This is a genomic window from Algibacter agarivorans (assembly GCF_039543245.1).
In the GTDB taxonomy this organism is placed as follows: domain Bacteria; phylum Bacteroidota; class Bacteroidia; order Flavobacteriales; family Flavobacteriaceae; genus Algibacter_G; species Algibacter_G agarivorans.
On the sequence record NZ_BAABJJ010000039.1, the window covers coordinates 1 to 20935 of the forward strand.

Annotated in this window: 16 protein-coding genes; 6 read left to right on the forward strand and 10 right to left on the reverse strand. The window is 33.3% G+C overall.

Annotation, left to right across the window (positions count from 1 at the left end; translation table 11 throughout):
* Window positions 1-49: 49 nt before the first annotated feature.
* Window positions 50-1183 (reverse strand): hypothetical protein, encoded by a 1134-nt coding sequence (locus tag ABD935_RS13680; protein WP_345192868.1) that lies wholly within the window; start codon window positions 1181-1183, stop codon window positions 50-52.
* A 274-nt stretch (window positions 1184-1457) separates the two neighbouring features.
* Between ABD935_RS13680 and ABD935_RS13685 the strand changes: the two genes are divergently transcribed.
* Together ABD935_RS13685 and ABD935_RS13690 are read left to right on the forward strand one after the other, a co-directional pair.
* On the forward strand, window positions 1458-2636 hold the full coding sequence (locus ABD935_RS13685; protein WP_345192870.1) for an acetyl-CoA C-acyltransferase: 1179 nt from the start codon (window positions 1458-1460) through the stop codon (window positions 2634-2636).
* 136 nt (window positions 2637-2772) lie between these two features.
* Window positions 2773-3522 carry a C40 family peptidase gene (locus ABD935_RS13690; RefSeq protein WP_345192872.1) on the forward strand — a complete coding sequence of 250 codons (750 nt, stop codon included), beginning with the start codon at window positions 2773-2775 and terminating at the stop codon, window positions 3520-3522.
* Window positions 3523-3569: 47 nt separating this feature from the next.
* Here ABD935_RS13690 and ABD935_RS13695 read toward each other — a convergent pair whose 3' ends face one another.
* Both ABD935_RS13695 and gyrA read right to left on the reverse strand, forming a co-directional pair.
* Window positions 3570-4826 (reverse strand): tetratricopeptide repeat protein, encoded by a 1257-nt coding sequence (locus tag ABD935_RS13695; RefSeq protein WP_345192873.1) that lies wholly within the window; start codon window positions 4824-4826, stop codon window positions 3570-3572.
* Window positions 4827-4844: 18 nt separating this feature from the next.
* Window positions 4845-7409 carry a DNA gyrase subunit A gene (gene gyrA / locus ABD935_RS13700; protein WP_345192876.1) on the reverse strand — a complete coding sequence of 855 codons (2565 nt, stop codon included), beginning with the start codon at window positions 7407-7409 and terminating at the stop codon, window positions 4845-4847.
* 260 nt (window positions 7410-7669) lie between these two features.
* Here gyrA and ABD935_RS13705 point away from each other — a divergent pair, with 260 nt between their 5' ends.
* Complete coding sequence (locus tag ABD935_RS13705) at window positions 7670-10216, forward strand: ATP-dependent Clp protease ATP-binding subunit (protein ID WP_345192878.1); 2547 nt, start codon at window positions 7670-7672, stop codon at window positions 10214-10216.
* A gap of 160 nt (window positions 10217-10376) precedes the next feature.
* On the opposite strand, the gene ABD935_RS13710 is transcribed toward ABD935_RS13705, so the two are convergent.
* Both ABD935_RS13710 and ABD935_RS13715 read right to left on the reverse strand, forming a co-directional pair.
* Window positions 10377-11675: an MFS transporter gene (locus ABD935_RS13710; RefSeq protein ID WP_345192880.1), complete on the reverse strand. Its 1299-nt coding sequence runs from the start codon at window positions 11673-11675 to the stop codon at window positions 10377-10379.
* A 167-nt stretch (window positions 11676-11842) separates the two neighbouring features.
* Window positions 11843-12658, reverse strand: coding sequence for a M48 family metallopeptidase (locus tag ABD935_RS13715; RefSeq protein WP_345193172.1), 816 nt, complete (start codon window positions 12656-12658; stop codon window positions 11843-11845).
* Between the two features lie 199 nt (window positions 12659-12857).
* On the opposite strand from ABD935_RS13715, the gene msrB reads away from it, so the two are divergent.
* On the forward strand, window positions 12858-13340 hold the full coding sequence (msrB, locus tag ABD935_RS13720) for a peptide-methionine (R)-S-oxide reductase MsrB (protein ID WP_345192882.1): 483 nt from the start codon (window positions 12858-12860) through the stop codon (window positions 13338-13340).
* A gap of 141 nt (window positions 13341-13481) precedes the next feature.
* Here msrB and ABD935_RS13725 read toward each other — a convergent pair whose 3' ends face one another.
* Both ABD935_RS13725 and ABD935_RS13730 read right to left on the reverse strand, forming a co-directional pair.
* Window positions 13482-14408 (reverse strand): nuclear transport factor 2-like protein, encoded by a 927-nt coding sequence (locus ABD935_RS13725; protein ID WP_345192884.1) that lies wholly within the window; start codon window positions 14406-14408, stop codon window positions 13482-13484.
* 129 nt (window positions 14409-14537) lie between these two features.
* Complete coding sequence (locus ABD935_RS13730) at window positions 14538-15824, reverse strand: NAD(P)/FAD-dependent oxidoreductase (protein WP_345192886.1); 1287 nt, start codon at window positions 15822-15824, stop codon at window positions 14538-14540.
* 273 nt (window positions 15825-16097) lie between these two features.
* Here ABD935_RS13730 and lpdA point away from each other — a divergent pair, with 273 nt between their 5' ends.
* A complete protein-coding gene (gene lpdA / locus ABD935_RS13735; RefSeq protein ID WP_345192888.1) occupies window positions 16098-17474 on the forward strand; it encodes a dihydrolipoyl dehydrogenase in 1377 nt (458 codons plus the stop codon).
* 130 nt (window positions 17475-17604) lie between these two features.
* Here lpdA and aroQ read toward each other — a convergent pair whose 3' ends face one another.
* The 3 genes from aroQ to ABD935_RS13750 form a co-directional block, all read right to left on the reverse strand.
* The gene (gene aroQ / locus ABD935_RS13740; protein WP_345192890.1) at window positions 17605-18018 is read right to left on the reverse strand and encodes a type II 3-dehydroquinate dehydratase; all 414 of its coding nucleotides are present in this window, start codon (window positions 18016-18018) and stop codon (window positions 17605-17607) included.
* Window positions 18019-18096: 78 nt separating this feature from the next.
* Window positions 18097-18663, reverse strand: coding sequence for a porin family protein (locus ABD935_RS13745; protein ID WP_345192892.1), 567 nt, complete (start codon window positions 18661-18663; stop codon window positions 18097-18099).
* Window positions 18664-19134: 471 nt separating this feature from the next.
* Window positions 19135-19731: a porin family protein gene (locus tag ABD935_RS13750; RefSeq protein WP_345192894.1), complete on the reverse strand. Its 597-nt coding sequence runs from the start codon at window positions 19729-19731 to the stop codon at window positions 19135-19137.
* A gap of 184 nt (window positions 19732-19915) precedes the next feature.
* Between ABD935_RS13750 and xerD the strand changes: the two genes are divergently transcribed.
* A complete protein-coding gene (gene xerD, locus ABD935_RS13755) occupies window positions 19916-20812 on the forward strand; it encodes a site-specific tyrosine recombinase XerD (protein WP_345192896.1) in 897 nt (298 codons plus the stop codon).
* Window positions 20813-20935 lie beyond the last annotated feature (123 nt).

Here is a 20935-nt window from a genome sequence, read left to right on the forward strand (position 1 = left end):
TGTTGCACCACAAAGGTAACTTTGCGGAACAAATTTCCCTTTCTCTTTTTTAATCGTTTAGGACGCTATTGTGAAGAAACATATATTCATAACTATTAGGCACAACAAATCCTAATAAAAGAACCGTGAGCACGTGTGCAAACAAGCCTAATCTAGCATCAAAAAAAGCTTTAAAAACTAGTGGTAAAATACATATTGGAACTATATAAATATATTTTGAATCGTAATTCACAACTAAGGTTGTGATAAAAATCATTAATGAAATATTGAAGAAAATAAAAGTTACTTTAGTATTGTTCTCAAAAACACTGACCCTATATTTTCTTAAAAACAATAACAACATAAGCAAGGCTAAAGCCACTAATAACGTATAGGCAAATAAAACCCAATTGTAATTGGCCTCATTCCAGACTTGCGATTCGTATTCAGACTGCAAAGACTTTAAAATCTGATATTTATCACCTTCAATAACCTCTCCTTTAGAAACAATTAATGTTTCTTTAGCAACACTACCTCTCGTATATGAAATCTTTGCGAATTCATCTTGTAAAACCTTATCGGTAAACGATTTGTTAAATATTATATTAGGCTCTACAATATCAAAAAACAAAGCAATAAAGTTTTCTTTATATTCTGCTAAATTATTTTTGACTAAAATTTCATCAATAACAGAAGATAATTCATCTTGCTTTATTAGGTTAGAAAAATAACCGTCTTGTTTTTTTTCTCTGCCATCAAGTATGGCAATAGTTTTATCTTTTGAAAAATCATAATTTTCACTTAAAACCCCAAAAGCATATAATTCTGAAATAATTGATTCGCCTACTTTATATAAAGTATCTGATATCCTTTTTGGAATCGAATCAGAAAATACATTCTTGAATTCTGCCACAAAAGAAGCTCTTACTTTGTTTTCAATAGCACTGTCTATATCAAAATATAAAACAGAATTATCATCAAGTTCTTTTTTTTCTGAAGTTATTTCGGCATCCGTCTTTTTAATTGCAAAGTCAAAGGGCGCTTGCAAGTTTTCTGATTGCCAAGGCTTCCCTTTTTCAAAATCGTATTTAAACTTTCCGCTTTTAGGAAATAAGTAAACAATTAAGAACGTGGTGCATATAAACAACAGGCCTTTATATATTAAGGAATGGTTTTTATATAGTTTATTTATAAAGTCTTTCATCTAGAAACCAAATGTAATAAAATTATAAGCTTTTACCATTTTTTATATTGAAGGAATCATTCAAATTTCTTCTAAAAAATCGTTATTTTCGCAATGAACTTATCTAAGTTTTTTGTTTTAAATCGAAAAGCCAAGTTTTTCTACATCTAATGAAATCTTTTTTTAGACATAGCCTAAGTTACGTAAAAAAAAAAGCGAAATTTAGAGTACAAAATGTAAATTTTGTTGGAGAAAAAGCTGAGACAAGTTCAATAACAAACTAAAAATTAGACTGATGAACAAAGAAGTCGTAATTGTTTCTGCCGTAAGAACTCCAATAGGTAGTTTTATGGGTACTTTATCAACTATTAGTGCTCCAAATCTGGGTGCTATAGCCATAAAAGGCGCATTGAATAAAATAAATTTAAAACCCGAATTAGTTGAGGAGGTTCTAATGGGCCATGTGGTACAAGCAGGTACAGGACAAGCACCTGCTAGGCAAGCCGCTATTTATGCCGGTATACCCAACACCGTACCCTGTACAACAATAAACAAAGTATGCGCTTCTGGAATGAAAGCCGTTATACAAGCCGCTCAAGCTATTGCCCTTGGAGATGCCGATATTATTGTTGCAGGCGGTATGGAAAATATGAGTTTGATTCCGCATTACCTATATGCTAGAACGGGCACCAAATTTGGTCCAACTTCTTTAATTGATGGGATGCAAAAAGATGGCCTGGTTGATGCATACGACCAAAATGCCATGGGGGTCTGTGCCGATGCTTGCGCTACCAAATATGAATTTTCCAGAGAGGATCAAGATAATTATGCCATTCAATCATATAACCGCTCTTCAGCAGCTTGGGAAGCTGGTAAATTTGATAATGAAGTCGTTTCTGTTGAAGTGCCTCAACGTCGAGGAGAACCTATTATAGTTTCTAAAGACGAAGAATTCACTAATGTAAGAATGGAAAAAATTCCGCAATTACGCCCAGCCTTTACGAAAGACGGCACGGTAACGGCTGCAAATGCTTCCACTATTAATGATGGAGCTGGTGCCATGATCTTAATGAGCATAGAGAAAGCTAATGAATTAGGATTGAAACCACTAGCAACCATAAAAAGTTATGCTGATGCGGCTCAAGAACCTGAATGGTTTACTACAGCCCCAGCAAAAGCTTTACCCAAAGCATTAAACAAAGCAGGGATAACAATTGACAACGTTGATTATTTCGAGTTCAACGAAGCATTTTCGGTAGTTGGTTTAGCAAATATGAAACTGTTAGGATTAAAGGACCACAATGTAAACGTAAATGGTGGCGCGGTATCTTTAGGGCATCCATTAGGCTGTTCTGGTGTTAGAATTATTATTACTTTATTAAATGTTTTAGAACAGAACAATGCTAAAATTGGCGCTGCTGCTATTTGTAATGGTGGCGGTGGTGCATCTGCAATTATTATAGAACGCCCTTAATATTATATATTTTTTATTGTTATTATTTATTGATTATGAAATACGTTATGAAAATTTTACCTGATGAAACAAAAAACTTTTTTTTTCAGATACTTGCTTAAATAATTAATAGTAATAGTTAATAGACAATAACTTTATGCAATACGGTATTTGTAATTTAAGCATTGTTCCGCTTCGAGGTGAACCAGCAGACACTAGTGAATTAGTTTCGCAAGTGCTGTATGGTGAAATTTTTAAAATACTTGAACAGCGTAAAAACTGGAGTAAAATTAGATTAGCTTTCGATAAATATGAAGGCTGGATAGATAATAAGCAATATCTAGAAATAAAAGAAGTCCAGTACAAGTCTTTACATAATGAATTCCCAAAATTATCTTCAGACTTAGTTGAATTCATTCAAGATGAAAGCGAACAATTGTACCCTATTGTACTAGGCTCTACCTTAAATGGGCTTTCGATTTTAAATCACAATCACGACGGGCATTCAATTAATAATAAAAATGCCAAAACAAATATAATACAAACCGCTTTTTTATATTTAAACGCACCTTATTTATGGGGAGGCAAAACCCCTTTTGGGATTGACTGTTCCGGTTTTACACAGATGGTCTACAAACTTAATGGCTATAAATTATTACGTGACGCCTCACAACAAGCTACACAAGGTGAAGCATTAAGTTTTATTGAAGAAAGCGAACCTGGAGATTTAGCTTTTTTTGATAATAACGATGGAACAATTATTCATGTAGGTATCATTATGAAAGACAATTACATCATTCACGCTCACGGGAAAGTTAGAATCGATAGATTGGACCACTCTGGAATATATAATGTAGATAAAAAAACACATACGCATAAACTACGTGTTATTAAAAAAATAGTATAAAAAAAGCTGCAAATTGCAGCTTTTTTTATACTATTTTAAAAGTGTCTTTAATTACCTGTACTAGCACTTAAAGCATCCACCTTTTCTTTTAAAATTTTGTATTTATCTGTTTCTCCTAAAACACTATAAATATTCATTAATGTTTGAGCAGCACTAATACTTTTAGTATCTATTTCAAGAGCTTTAGTTAAATAAGGAATAGCTTTTCTGTACAAATTTTGACGTTCCTCTCTCAACTCATCATAACGCTTATCATCAGCTTTTGAAGTACCTAAACCATTCATTTCTTGAATTAAAGCTTCTTCTTCTCCTAGAACTAAAGCAGACATGTTTATATAAGCATTAATATAGTTAGGGTCTAACGCTATAGCTTTTTCATAATGGCCCTTTGCCTCTTCAGGATGTTTAGACTCAGCTGCAATAACACCTAAATTATACTGTAACTCAGGGTTAGTTGGATCCATTTCTGTTGCTTTTTGCAAAAGATTTTTAAACTCTTCTACATTACCCATTTTATAGTGAACGTTAGCCTCAGTTAGGATTAAATTAATATCATCTGGACTTTCTGCTCTTGCTTCTTTCATGGCAGCTATAGCTTTTTCATTATCACCTTGACTAACATATATTAATGCTACATTTTTAACAATTTCTGGTTTTTTAGAATCTGTTAAACGCTGTCCAGGTTTTATATGGCTTTTTGCTTTAATATAAAGATCACGAGTATTTTTATCTAAAACTTCTTCTTCACCTGTTTCTACATTTGTTGCATAATACTCTTTTGTAATACCCGTATAACCTAATTCCTTAAGTTCTTCGTATAAAACTAAAGCCCTATCGTACTCTTTTTCATTTACAGCTGTTGCTGCAGCATAGTATAGGAATATAGTGTCTTTTTCGGTTACTCTATAGGATTTTTCAAAATACTTAGAGGCTACAGAATAATTTTTATTTTCATAAGCCTTGTTTCCTTTAGCTAAAAATCCATTTGACATGGTTTGTTTTAACACATTTATTTCAGAACCATAAGCGCTTTCTGCTTTTGATAAGCTTTCTAATGCTGTTTGGATATCTGCATCAGACCCTTTTCCATTTGCATACAAAGCTTGACCTTTTAAATAATAGAATTTGGCCTTGGTTTTCTCGTCCATCGCAGATAATAAACTCTCTGCTTGGGGGACTGCTGCTTTGGCCTCTGGGAAATTGTTGTTTTTTATAGCTTTTTCTAATGTTTTCAATTCTTTTTTTTGTGCAAATGAAAATGCACTTATTGAAAATGCTAAAGCGATGATTAATTGTTTCTTCATTTTAAATAATATTTATGTTTAATTTTCTGTGTTATTATCGTCTAAATCATTATCAAGAGTTGTGCCATCTTCCGAAGCATCAGTGTTTTCAACAGCTTCAGCTGCTATTACATTTCCATCTTCATCCAATTTTACTTCATCTTCATCATGCATCACTTTTGCAACCGCTGCTATAGAATCGTTTCCTTTTAGATTAATTAATTTAACCCCTTGAGTGGCTCTTCCCATAACTCTTAAATCTTTAACAGCCATTCTAATAGCAATCCCAGATTTATTGATAATCATTAAATCATCCTCATCGGTTACATTCTTGATAGATACTAAATTACCCGTTTTTTTGGTAATAGAAATAGTTTTCACACCTTTACCACCACGATTGGTAATTCTATAATCTTCTAAGCTTGAACGTTTACCATAACCGTTCTCAGATACCACAAGCACATTGCTTTCCATATCATCAACAGCAATCATACCAATAACTTCATCAGTTTTCTCGTCTTGTAAACGAATACCTCTTACTCCCGAAGCACCACGTCCCATTGGTCGTGTTTTAGCTTCTTCAAAACGAATGGCTTTACCAGACTTTAATGCTAGCATTACTTGGCTTTCACCAGTGGTTAACTTGGCTTCTAATAGAACATCATCATCTTTAATGGTTATGGCGTTAATACCATTTGTTCTTGGACGTGAATATTGTTCAAGCGATGTTTTCTTAACCTGACCTTTTTTGGTTGCCATGATTACATAATGGCTATTAATATAGTCTTCATCTTTAAGATCTTGAGTACAAATGAAAGCCATTACTTTATCGTCTTGCTCAATATTTATAAGATTTTGAATAGCTCTACCTTTTGATGTTTTACTACCTTCTGGGATTTCGTACACACGCATCCAGAAACATTTACCTTTTTGAGTGAAGAATAACATATACTGATGATTTGTTCCAACAAATAAATGCTCTAAGAAATCTTCATTACGCGTAGTTGATGCTTTTTGACCAACGCCTCCTCTATTTTGTGTTTTATATTCTGTTAAAGATGTACGCTTAATATAACCTGCATGCGAAATTGTGATTACCACTTTTTCGTTAGGAATCATATCTTCAATACTTAAATCACCTCCAGCATATTCGATAACCGAACGACGCTCATCGCCATATTTATCTCTTACAACTTCCAACTCACCTTTTATGATATCCATTCTGCGATCTTTCTTCTCTAAGATATCTTTAAGGTCGATAATGGTTTTCATTATTTCATCATACTCAGTACGCAATTTATCTTGCTCTAAACCTGTTAACTGACGCAAACGCATCTCAACAATGGCTTTGGCTTGAATTTCAGATAGTTTAAAACGTTCAATTAAATTATTTCTAGCTTCATCAGCATTTGAAGATGCTCTAATGATTTTTATAACCTCATCAATATTATCCGAAGCAATAATTAAACCTTCTAAAATATGCGCTCTTTCTTCCGCTTTGCGTAATTCATAAGTGGTACGTCTTACAACAACTTCATGTCTGTGTTCAACGAAATAATGAATCAACTCTTTTAAGTTCAACATTTGCGGACGCCCATTAACTAAAGCAATGTTATTTACACTAAATGAGGATTGTAGCGCCGTATACTTAAATAATTTATTTAATACTATATTTGGAATAGCATCACGTTTTAAAACGTATACAATTCGCATTCCGTTTCTATCAGACTCATCGCGAATAAGCGAAATACCTTCTAATTTTTTATCATTTACCAAATCAGCAGTTTTCTTAATCATATCTGCTTTATTCACTTGGTAAGGAATCTCATCAACGATGATGCACTCACGTCCATTCACTTCCTCAATATTGGTCTTGGCACGCATCATAATACGTCCACGCCCTGTATGAAAAGCCTCCTTAACGCCATCGTAACCATAAATAGTTCCTCCTGTTGGAAAATCTGGCGCTTTTATATGGGTAATCAACTCGTCAATTTCAATATCGTTATTTTCTATATAAGCAATAGTTCCGTTTACAACTTCGGTTAAATTATGAGGCGGCATATTCGTTGCCATACCTACTGCAATACCTGATGCACCGTTAACTAAAAGCCCTGGAATACGTGTTGGCAAAACCGTTGGTTCTTGTAAAGTATCATCAAAATTCAATTTGTGATCGACCGTTTCTTTATCAATATCTGCCAACATGTCCTCAGATATTTTGCGCATACGCGCTTCCGTATAACGCATCGCTGCAGGACTATCACCATCAATAGAACCAAAATTTCCTTGCCCATCTACAAGCATATAACGCAAACTCCATTCTTGAGCCATACGCACCATAGCGTCATAAACCGAGGTATCACCATGGGGATGATATTTACCTAAAACTTCTCCAACTATTCTTGCAGATTTTTTATGTGCTGAATTTGCTCTAATACCGAGCTCATGCATACCATAAAGCACACGTCTATGCACTGGTTTTAAACCATCTCTTACATCTGGTAAAGCACGTGACACAATGACTGACATTGAATAATCAATGTACGCCGATTTCATCTCATCTTCAATATTAATAGGGATCAATTTCTCTCCTTCTGCCATAAATAATTTAATTTAGTTTTATGTGTTTTTCAAAACATGCTAATATAAGAATTTAAGCAGTCATAGCAGGACTAACAGCAATAGTTTTTCGTGTTATTTATTAACAATTTTAACGACTAATTTGGTTAATAAGTATGCCGTTAAAAGTTTTGATTTTATAAAGTTTTTTTCGTCAATTAGCACCATTCAGACATTTTTAGGTATAGTTTTTGCCTTTAGTAAAATGTTTTAGTATTTTTAATGCAGAAAGGACACGATTTATGGATGATAATTTTTCCCCAAGAGTAAAAGATGTTATTGCTTACAGCAAAGAAGAGGCATTGCGTTTAGGTCATGATTTTATTGGCACTGAACACTTAATGCTTGGACTTTTGCGAGATGGTAACGGAAAGGCAATAAACATACTTAACGCCTTAGATATTGATTTAAATCATTTAAGACGTAAAGTTGAAATATTGAGCCCTGCAAACCCAAATATTACTGTAGCTTCAAATCAAAAAAAGAATCTACATCTTACAAGGCAAGCAGAACGCGCTCTAAAAACCACTTTTTTAGAAGCTAAATTATTTCAAAGTACATCAATTAATACGGCACATTTACTGCTTTGTATTTTAAGAAATGAAAACGACCCCACTACCAAGCTTCTAAACAAGCTTAAAGTTGACTACGATAATGTTAAAGAACAATTTAAAATCATGATTACAAACGACAATAATTATATAGAACCAAAAGCTGAATTCCAGGATGATGATTCGCATGCTGGAGATGATGCAACAAAAGACAATATTTTTAACCCTCCTGCTGGAAAGACTAATAAAAAATCTAAAACACCCGTTTTAGATAATTTTGGACGCGATTTAACCGCTATGGCAGAAGAAGGGAAGTTAGACCCCGTTGTTGGACGCGAAAAGGAAATACAGCGCGTATCACAGGTTTTGAGCAGAAGAAAGAAAAACAATCCACTTTTAATTGGCGAACCCGGAGTTGGTAAATCTGCAATTGCAGAAGGTTTAGCACTTAGAATTGTGAAGCGGAAAGTATCTAGAATCCTTTTTGGTAAACGTGTTGTAACTTTAGATTTAGCAAGTTTAGTTGCCGGGACAAAATATCGTGGGCAATTTGAAGAGCGCATGAAAGCCGTTATGAACGAGCTTGAAAAAAATGATGATGTTATTTTATTTATTGATGAAATTCATACTATTGTTGGTGCTGGTGGAGCCACCGGAAGTTTAGATGCTTCTAACATGTTTAAACCTGCTTTAGCTAGAGGTGAAATTCAATGTATTGGCGCAACCACTTTAGATGAATACAGACAGTATATTGAGAAAGATGGTGCTTTAGAACGTCGTTTTCAAAAGGTGATTGTTGAGCCAACTACTGTTGAAGAAACTATTGAAATCCTTAATAATATAAAAGGTAAATACGAAGAGCATCATAATGTTGATTACACACCCGAAGCTATTGAAGCTTGTGTAAAATTAACCAATAGATATATGACCGAACGCTTTTTACCAGACAAAGCTATTGATGCTTTAGATGAGGCCGGATCTCGTGTGCACATCACCAATATAGATGTTCCAAAGCAAATCATCGAGCTTGAAAAACAACTTGAGGGTATTAAGGAAACCAAAAATGCGGTTGTTCGAAAACAAAAATATGAAGAAGCTGCAAAACTTAGAGATGACGAAAAACGCATTGAAAAGGAATTAGCTATTGCCCAAGAAAAATGGGAAGAAGACACCAAACAACATCGTGAGGTTGTAACAGAAGATAATGTTGCGGACGTGGTTTCAATGATGACCGGCGTTCCCGTTAACAGAATTGCGCAAACAGAAATAAATAAGTTAGCTGAATTACCAAACCTTATAAAAGGAAAAGTAATTGGTCAAGATAATGCGGTTGCTAAAGTAGTTAAGGCTATTCAGCGAAATCGTGCGGGACTTAAAGACCCCAACAAGCCCATTGGCTCATTTATATTTTTAGGTCAAACTGGTGTTGGGAAAACGCAATTGGCCAAAGTATTGTCTAGAGAGTTATTCGATTCCGAGGATTCGCTTGTTAGAATTGATATGAGTGAGTATATGGAGAAATTCGCCATTTCAAGATTAGTTGGAGCGCCTCCAGGATACGTTGGTTATGAAGAAGGTGGTCAGTTAACTGAAAAAGTGAGACGCAAACCTTATGCCGTAATTCTTTTAGATGAAATTGAAAAAGCACATCCCGATGTATTCAATATGTTATTACAGGTGCTTGACGATGGGTATTTAACAGATAGCTTAGGCAGAAAGATTGATTTTAGAAATACGATAATCATCATGACTTCTAATATTGGAGCTCGTAAACTTAAAGACTTCGGAACCGGTATTGGATTTGGAACGGCATCGCAAAAAGCACAAGAAGATGCCAATGCAAGAAGCGTTATTGAAAATGCACTAAAAAAATCATTTGCTCCAGAGTTTTTAAATAGAATTGATGATGTTGTTGTATTTAATGCTTTAGAGAAAGAACACATCAATAAAATCATTGATATTGAACTTGAAAAACTTTTAATCAGAATCAAAGGCTTAGGTTATAACTTGACATTATCTGATGCAGCAAAAGATTATATTGCAGAAAAAGGTTTTGATAAACAATATGGCGCAAGACCATTAAAAAGAGCCATTCAGAAATATGTTGAAGACGCTCTTGCAGAAGAGATTGTAGCATCACATCTACAACAAGGTGATAATATAAATATTGATTTAGATAAAAAAACAGATGAATTAAGCATTTCAATAGATAAGGCCGAAAAGCCTGCGGAGTCTTAAATAGTTTATATTTATAATCCAAAAACAAATAACCCTAAGAATAAGCATTCTTAGGGTTATTTGTTTTATACCAATTCTATTTTTTTAACGAGGAGGAATTTCATCCTGATTGGAAGTATCAATACTCATACATCAATCCATACAAAGCTTATACAATAAATTATGCTTCAATATTTTTTTCAGGAACTCTCAACAATAAAACAATACCAATTAAAAAGAAAACAAACAGAAAAAGGATGGCATATCGCATGGATTTATATTCAGAAACAATAGCAAAAATAAGCATACCAATAACAATACCGATTTTTTCTGCCACATCATAAAAACTAAAATAAGAGGTTGTATCCTCAGTTTCTGGTAAAAATTTTGAATATGTAGAACGCCCTAATGCTTGCACGCCTCCCATAACTAACCCAACTAACCCAGCTGCAATATAAAATTCTAATGGTGTTACCATAAAATAAGCATACACACAAAGGCACATCCATATAAAATTAACCACTATAAGTGTTCTTATATTCCCGTATTTTGAAGATGCTCTAGATGTTAAAACCGCTCCAACGATAGCAACTAATTGAATAACCAAAATACTAACTATCAAGCCGGTAGTTTTCTCACTATCAGAGGCCCATTCAATTTCTTTTTCTCCAAAATAAACGGCCATAAGCATTATGGTTTGCACAGCCATACTAAAAACAAAAAAGGCATTTAAGTAACGTTTTAATCTCAAGTTTTGCTTTAACTGGCTCCAGACCGCTTGCAATTCCCTAAAACCATTAAAAATGACATCTTTTGTTACTTTGTGTCCAGAAGAAACGCCTTTTGGTAAAATATAGAATGTATATTGGCTAAATAAAGCCCACCAAATACCAACAGTAATAAATGAATATTTCATCATTTTTATAGCTCCGGCTTCATCTTCTTGACTCATTACCATAACTAAATTCACCACCAATAAAAGAACACTTCCAATATAGCCCATAGAAAATCCTTTTGCACTAATATGGTCTTGCTGCTCTTCAAAAGCGATATCTGGTAAATAGGAGTTATAAAAAACCAAACTCCCCCAATAACCAATCAATCCCATAAAATAAAACAATAAACTCAAATGAATAAAGTCTAAATCAAACCAATACAAACCAATGCAACCTGCCGAACCTAAATAGCAAAAGAACTTCATAAAATTCTTTTTGTTACCTACATAGTCAGCAATACCAGATAAAAGTGGAGATAAAAATGCCACTACTAAAAACGTAAAAGCCGTAACAAATGATATCAAAACCTCTTGTTTCATTTGAAATCCAAATGCAGAAACCAATTCGTTTTTAGAACTAAATAAAGAAGAATAAAAAAGTGGGAATATCGAGGATGCTATTGTTAACGTATAAACAGAATTGGCCCAATCATAAAATGCCCAAGCATTTAAAAGTTTTTTACTTCCCTTTTCATATTGACTCATATAAAAATATTTAGCTATAAATAAACTTTATCTCAAAATCATGAGACCCCAATCTTAAATGGGATTATTAAAAATATTCATTTAATCCAATGCTTGTTTTTAATAAAAAAGCTGCCTTTAATTGGCAGCTTACTAAAGTAATCAAATATTTTTATTCAACTGAATAATTATCTAAATGTAGTTACTCCAAACTTTTTTGCTTCAGCTTTAGCCTTAGGCGCCAAAGCTTTTAAGTTAGCAATACGTGAATCATTTGATGGGTGCGTACTTAAAATCTCTGGTGGTGCTTTCCCTCCACCGTTAGCTTTCATACGTTTCCAAAGTTCTGCAGCCTCTGCAGGATCGTAACCTGCGATAGCCATTAAATATGATCCGATTTTATCTGCTTCTGTTTCGTGACTTCTACTAAATGGCAACATAACACCTACTTGTGAACCTACTCCATAATACTGATTAAAAGCATTTCTTGATTTTTCATCCTTAATAGCTATATTCCCTGCAACAGCTCCAAACTGCTGTAACATCCCAGCACTCATGCGTTGTTGACCGTGATTAGCTAAAGCATGAGCTACCTCATGCCCCATAATAGCGGCAACTCCAGTTTCACTTTTAGCAATAGGCAAAATACCGGTATAAAAAACTATCTTACCTCCTGGCATACACCATGCATTAACGGTTTTATCGTCTACCAAATTATACTCCCATTTATAATCATTTAAATAACCATGATTTCCATTGGCATTTAACCAACGCTCTGCAGCTACAGCTATACGCTGTCCTACTCGAGTTATCATTTCAGCATCTTTAGTACCTGAAACGACTTTATTTTCAGTTAGAAATTGATCGTACTGTGCAAAAGCTGTTGGAAATAATTGCGAATTTGAAACTAATGCTAAGGTTTTTTTCTGTGTAAATGGGTTTGTAGCACATGAAAAAACTAGTGCCGCAACACCAAACATTAGAAGTATATTTTTTATTTTCATCATCATAAATATTAATAGTTTTTAAAAATACAAAAATTGTACCTTTATTGTTAGACACCTAATTCATTTATTTGTCACACCATCGTAAAAATAAAATTTCTAAACTTAAAAGTGACACTATAGCAACATTTTTTCAACATTGTATTTGTTTGTTATGTTTTATAATTACTAACGACCTATTTACTATAAAATTTATATTATGAACAAGTTATTAATTGTATTTACTCTAGTTTTATTTTCTAATTGCAATTCTTCAGCTCAAAAACAAACAAAAGAAACTCCTAAGACCTATAAAATCACCAAACCGGAAGCGGAATGGAAAGCACAATTATCCGAAGAGGAATTTTACGTATTGAGACAAGCAGGCACCGAACGTGCATTTTCTAGCCCATTGAATAAAAATAACAATGCTGGTATTTATGTTTGTAAAGCATGTGAAACACCACTGTTTAAAAGTGAGCATAAGTTTGATTCTGGCTCAGGCTGGCCAAGCTTTGATAGAGAAATTAAAGGTCATGTGGACTTTTCAACAGATCATGATTTAGGATATGCCAGAACTGAAGAACACTGCGCAACATGCGGTGGACACTTAGGCCATGTTTTTAATGATGGCCCAAGAAAAACAACTGGTAAACGCCATTGCATTAACGGGGTTTCATTAAAGTTTATTCCTAATAAATGAAATTCAACACCAAAAGGAGATTCTAAAAAATAGAATATATAAAAATTCAGTAAGGAAAAAAGGCAGATGACATTTTATAGATGTGTAAAAAAAAACCTTTAATTCTTAGAATTAAAGGTTTTTTTTTGATACTATATTTAGTTATTTGGAATCTAACACTTTAGTACTAAAATACCCTATAGAACGTGCTATCATGCCATCATCGTTAAAATCGTGAGTGTACATGGCAGGCATAATTAGTTTTTTCTTATCAGACTTTCTAATTACTCTAAAGTTCCACCAAGATTGAATTGTCATTCCGCCTCCAATTTCATACTCCAAGCCATCTGGGTAGCCAACAACATCAATGCTCTCAACTTCAAAATTCTTATAAAAATCTTGATGAGCCGCCTTTAACTCTTCCAAGTTCATACTTTCGCCAACAGGCATCTCTAAATTACTAAAACTGGCTTTTTCATCAAAATAACTATATGCCTTTTCTAAATCCATATTTTCAAAAGCAGCCATCATTCTTCTCACTTTATTAATATACTCATGCTGATTGTATAATGTGCCATTAGTTCTTTCAGAAAAAGCCTCCCTAATATCTCTACCAACTGGATAATTATAGTTAATTGCTAATTCTATTTTATTATCGTCATTCAAACGATATAAGCTATGCATCGGCATTTCTACTTTTACACCAGTCTTATCATGAACACCTTTAAGATAATTCCATGTTTGAACCCAAGTTTTACCACCTTTATATTCAATGGCATCTGGATATGCTTCCCCATGACGGGTTAAACTTCTATAGGACAACCATTTGCTCTTGTTTTCTACCCATTTCACAAAATCCTCTTTATTAGTCCCTTTGGCATCTTTATTTCTTGTAGTACCACTTACAGATTTGAAATCATCAGCCAAGAAAGTAGCCACTTTTTCATAGTCTCCAGCAACATCAGCTTGCTGCATAGCTTCAACTGCAACAATGGCAGGGTGTTCCTTGTAAACTGTTCCGTTTTTTTTCTTTTGAGAATACATGATAACTGTAAAAAGCATCATGAAAATAATGACTTGTTTTTTCATTTTAAATAAATTTTTGTTGGATTAATATTCCTAAATTTAGTTAAAATAACTGATAAATAACAAGTTAGAAACTAGTTTTTAGACAATAGCTTATTAAAACATTAAAAATCAGGCTTTACTATAAATAAGCTAGCTGCGCTTATGGTTTCTTTTAAAAGGTCTAATAATTAATCGTGCTTCTCTATCAAAACGTATATAATTATAAACCCAATTAACAAAAACTACCATTCTATTTCTAAATCCTATTAAGAAAAATAGGTGCACAAACATCCAGACATACCAAGCAAAAACACCTTGAAACTTAAACTTTTTTAAGTCCACTACAGCCTTATTTCTGCCTATTGTCGCCATAGCACCTTTGTCTTTATAGCTAAAAGGCTCCATGGGTTGTTTTTCGATAAGTTTTAAAATGTTATCACCCAATTGATGGCCTTGCTGAATGGCAGGTTGCGCCATCATTGGTAAGCCATTCGGGAATTCATCATTAGCCATACACGCAATATCCCCAATGGCAAAAATATGGTTAAACCCTTTTACTTGGTTAAAATCATTGACCAATAGTCTATTACCTCGAGTAATAAATTCTTCAGCTTCTAGGCCTTTTATAGTAGCCCCTTTAACGCCTGCTGCCCAAACTACGGTTGCCGATTCAAAAGTTAAATCGGTGTTTGTTGTAACCGTTTTTCCATCGTAGTTAGTGACCCTAATATTCTTCCATATATGAACACCTAACTTTTCTAAAAAATCTTCAGCTTTTGCAGACGCTTTTTCACTCATGCCTTTTAAAATACAATCACTAGACTGGATGATATTAATTTGAGCCAAACGCGTATCTAAATCTGGGTAATCTTTTGGTAAAATCCCTTTCTTAATTTCTGCTAAAGCGCCAGCTAGCTCTACGCCTGTTGGCCCACCACCTACAATAACAAAATTCATAAGAGCATTGCGCTCATTAAAATCCGAAGTCAATAAAGCCTCCTCAAAGTTTTCAAGTATTAAACTTCTTAAATTTAAAGACTGTGGTATGGTTTTCATTGCCATACTATGCTTTTCAATTTCAGAATTACCAAAATAATTGGTTTTAGAACCCGATGCTACAACTAAATAATCAAATTTTAAATCGCCAATATCTGTCCTTACTTTATTCTTTTTTGTGTCAATTTTATCAACATTAGCCAATCTAAAATAAAAATTAGGAAAATCTTTAAGTATTTTTCTAATAGGATATGCTATAGAATCCGGTTCCAAACCACCTGTAGATACTTGATATAATAAAGGTTGAAACGTATGATAATTGTTTTTATCCAGAAGCACCACTTGTACTTCTTGTTTCGACAATTTCTTGGCTAAGGCAACTCCTGCAAAACCACCACCAATAATAACAATTCGAGGATAACTTGTTCTAGGTATGTTCATAAATAATAACTTGCATTGCAAAGGTAGTACTAATTTAAAGCTAGGGCAAACACAGGATTTTCCTTTTTAGCCACGAATCTGAGAATTTTTAAATGAAGTCTTCTTGTTCATTATTTTACTGATAAAATCTTTTAGCTTTTTTTTTAAAAATCAGTCTATTTGTGGCAAAATATACTCTGCAAAATAAAACATGAGATAGGTTCGAAAATTTAAAGCCTTCTAAATTCTTTATTCAAAATCGATTTCGTAAATTCGTACCCTAAAATTTAACACATGAGTAAATACGATATTATTGTTCTTGGAAGTGGTCCAGGTGGTTATGTTACAGCTATTAGAGCATCGCAATTGGGTTTTAAAACTGCTATTGTAGAAAAAGAAAGCCTTGGTGGTGTATGTTTAAATTGGGGTTGTATTCCAACAAAAGCGTTATTAAAATCCGCTCAAGTTTTTGAGTATCTTAAGCATGCAGAGGATTATGGATTAAAAGTAAAGGATGCCGAACATGATTTTGATGCCGTTGTAAAACGTAGCCGTGGTGTTGCTGATGGTATGAGTAAAGGCGTTCAGTTTTTATTGAAGAAGAATAAAATTGATGTTATTAATGGTTTTGGGAAATTAAAACCTGGGAAAAAGATTGATGTTGATGGAACTGAATATAGTGCTGACAACATTATTATAGCAACTGGAGCACGTTCTCGTGAGTTACCAAGTTTACCTCAAGACGGTAAAAAAGTAATTGGTTACAGAGAAGCGATGACTTTAGACAAACAACCTAAAAAAATGATAGTGGTTGGTTCGGGTGCTATTGGTGTTGAGTTTGCATATTTCTATAACTCTATGGGAACTGATGTTACCATTGTTGAATATTTACCCAATGTAGTCCCTGTTGAAGATTTAGATGTATCTAAACAATTAGAAAAATCTTTTAAAAAGACCGGAATTAATATCATGACCTCTGCTGAAGTTACTAAAGTAGATACTTCTGGAAAAGGTGTTAAAGCAACTGTAAAAACTAACAAAGGTGAAGAGGTTCTTGAAGCTGACGTTATTTTAAGTGCTGTTGGTATTAAGACAAATATTGAAAATATTGGATTAGAAGATGTTGGTATTGTTGTAGACAGAGACAAAGTGATTGTAAATGATTTTTACCAAACCAATATCCCAGGATATTATGCCATAGGAGATATTACTCCTGGTCCTGCTTTAGCGCATGTCGCTTCTGCGGAAGGTATTCTTTGTGTAGAAAAACTTGCAGGACAACATGTTGAGCCTTTAGATTATGGAAACATCCCAGGGTGTACGTATTGCTCACCTGAAATTGCATCTGTTGGTTTAACTGAAAAACAAGCAAAAGATAAGGGCTTAGATATTAAAGTTGGTAAATTCCCATTCTCAGCATCTGGTAAAGCCAGTGCTGGTGGAAATAAAGATGGTTTTGTAAAGGTGATTTTTGATGCCAAATATGGTGAATGGCTAGGTTGCCACATGATTGGTGCCGGTGTTACCGATATGATAGCCGAAGCTGTTTTAGGCAGAAAACTTGAAACTACCGGTCATGAAGTATTAAAAGCCATACACCCTCACCCAACTATGAGTGAAGCCGTAATGGAAGCTGTTGCGGCGGCTTATGATGAAGTGATTCATTTGTAGAAGACAAGCCCCCTAACCCCGGAAGGGGAACAGCTATACGGATAAATAAAATATTCTTATAAAAAATGCGATTCAAAATTGAATCGCATTTTTTATTTAGCCGAGTAAGAATCCCTTCGCTTTGGGGAGGCTAGAAACTCTGTATAGCCAACTCATAACTCTGTAACCCAAAACCTAAAATAACACCTTTAGCATTTGGCGATATAAAGGATTGATGTCTAAATTCTTCTCTATTAAAGGTGTTAGAGATATGCACTTCTACAACAGGTGTTTCTATAGCTTTTACAGCATCTCCAATACCTACTGAAGTATGCGTATATGCCGCTGCATTTAAAATGATACCATCATAAGTAAAACCAACTTCATGCAATTTATCGATAAGCTCGCCTTCTATATTAGATTGATAATAATCAATAGCCACTCCTTTATATATGTCTTTTACTTTATCCAAAAACTCAGTAAAAGATAAACTCCCGTAAATATTCGGTTCTCTTTTACCTAATAAATTTAGATTGGGGCCGTTGATGATGATTAGTTTTTTCATAGGAGTAAATATATAAAATTTAGGCATAAAAAAAGGAAGCCAATTGGCTTCCTTTTAAAATATCTATAATCTTAAATTTTAGTTAAAAAAGTATCCAACTGATATTTGAAAAACTGCGTTTTGTTGACTAAAATCACCAATACCATCATAATCCCAAATATTAGATAAACCTAAATTATATCTAGCTGCAAAGTTTAAACCACTTTCCATTTTATATCCAACTCCTAAGTTTAAACCAAAGTCAATTCCACTCATCTCATCTTTAAAGTCATCCCCATCTTCATCTTCAGCAGAAATTAATAAGCCTACTTGTGGTCCAGCTTCAACACTAAGGCCTTCAGCTACATAATATTTTGCCATAATTGGTAAGTTAATGTAGTTTGATTTAAATTCCCCATCTCCACCATCTTCTTTAGCTCCTTGAGCAGAAAATAATAATTCTGGTTGTACTGAAAACACATCTGAGATAGCAATTTCTGCAACTGCTCCAACATGAAATGATGTTTTAGCTTTTACACCACCTGTTTCATCTCCTGAAAAAGAGGCCATGTTTAAACCTGCTTTAGCTCCAAAAGTAACTTCTTGAGCATTTACGTTGCTCATTGCGAATACCGCAATAACTGATAATAAAAATAAATTTTTCATAATTAAAAATGTTTTTAGTTTGATTATCACAAATTAAAGACATTTTTCTGTAAAATACTACAAAATAAGTTGTGTTATTAACAGTTTTATTAACAAGAAAATACAACTATCTATATATCAACTATTTATAATATTTGTTATTAACATTTATTTTGAAAAATACGCAGATATACGTACTTAGAAAAGTATTTCGAGTCTTTATATTTATGTGTTTTTATTCTAATGAAATGGAAAAACGCATTAAAAGACTATCTAATGATTTTAAAGATAAAACGTCGTTTATGACAAAATTTCATTGAAAACTATTCCAGAAGCGTAAATTAGTTAATAGGTTTTCTTGAAGAAAACAATAATTAATATATCTCCAATTTAAGCAATACAACAATTTCTATTCATAGAAATTTGTTTATTATTTCTGAATAGAAAAAGGAAACAAAATTGCTTCCTTTTTCATATTAAAAATTTAATTTATTAAAAGAAATACCCAACACTTACTTGAATAACACTGTTCTTATATGAAGAATCACCTAAGCTATCTGGATTATCATTCCCATCAGTTAAACCTAAATTATACCTTGCACCAAAGTTTAAACCATTATCTAGTTTATACCCTAGACCAAAGTTTACTCCAAAATCAAGACCTTTTAAGTCGTCTTTAATATCATCTTCAGTAGAATCATATTCATCTTTGGCAGATAATAATAATCCCAGTTGAGGTCCAACTTCTAAACTAAATCCTTCTGCAACATAATATTTTGCCATTAAAGGAATGTTTAGATAACTCAATTTAACTGTTCCTTCAAAGGTTTCACCTTCAAAATCATCTTTCCAATCCGAACCTTGTGCTGAATATAATAACTCAGGTTGAAAAGCAAAAGTTTCTGAAATCATAATTTCTGAAACTACTCCAATATGAAAGGCTGTTAAACCACTAAAACTGGCAGTATCATCTCCAGTAATATCTGAAAAATTAACTCCTGCTTTAACCCCAAAACTTACTTCTTGTGAGTAAGTATTTGTAAGCCCTATCATAACGATCAAAATAAAAAATACAAATGTTTTTTTCATAATATTAAAAATTAATTAATAGCTCTTGTTTACTGTTCGAACTTATAAAATCGATAGTTATCACAAAATGATACTGGTCAGTTACTAAATATTTTTTATTTTGGAATAACCAGCTTCATTATGCCTTTAAATAATGAACTCATTTAAACTAGTTCCATAATATTTTAGACTATTTTTACATCAAATGAAATGGCAAAACGCACTTAAGGATTATCAATTATATTTAAAAATTGAACGCGGTTTATCTAAAAACTCCATAGATAATTACACCCTTGATGTAAAAAAACTAATTACGTTTTTAGAAGAAAACAGGATAAGCGCATCCCCTATTTCCATTAATTCTGAAATTGTACAACAATTTATTTATGAAATAGCCAAAACCGTTAATGCAAGATCACAGTCAAGACTCATATCTGGCTTACGTAGTTTTTTTAATTATTTAATATTTGAAGATTATAGACCAGACAACCCGCTAGAACTTATTGAATCTCCTAAAATAGGCAGAAAACTTCCTGACACCTTATCTGAAGAAGAAATAGACCGCATAATAAAAGCGATAGACCTAAGCAAACCTGAAGGCGAACGCAACAGGGCCATGCTCGAAACTCTATATGGCTGTGGCTTGCGGGTTAGCGAACTTGTTAATCTAAAAATTTCGGATTTGTTTTTTGATGAAGGTTTTATTAAAGTTACCGGAAAAGGAGACAAACAACGATTTGTTCCTATTGTGGGCATTACCCAGAAATACATAAATATTTACAGAAGTGAAAAAAGAAACCACTTAAACATTCAAGCAGGGTTTGAGGATACACTTTTTTTAAACAGACGTGGCAAGCAATTAACACGAGCTATGATTTTTACCATAATTAAACAATTGGCTGAAAAAATAGAACTTAAAAAGAACATCTCACCACATACTTTCAGGCATTCGTTTGCTACACATCTATTACAAAACAATGCTGATTTAAGGTCTATTCAATTAATGTTGGGTCATGAAAGCATAACCACTACCGAAATTTATGTGCATTTGGACAAAAGTCATTTGACCAAAGTTGTTGAGAAATATCATCCCAGGAAGTGAGTTGTCAGTCGCAGTGTTCAGCAATCAAAAATCGTTGTTCGTTGTTCATTAATACGTTTCGGATCATTAAGTAAAATTAAAAAATCCAGTGTTAACTGGATTTTTCAATTTTAAAACTTGAAT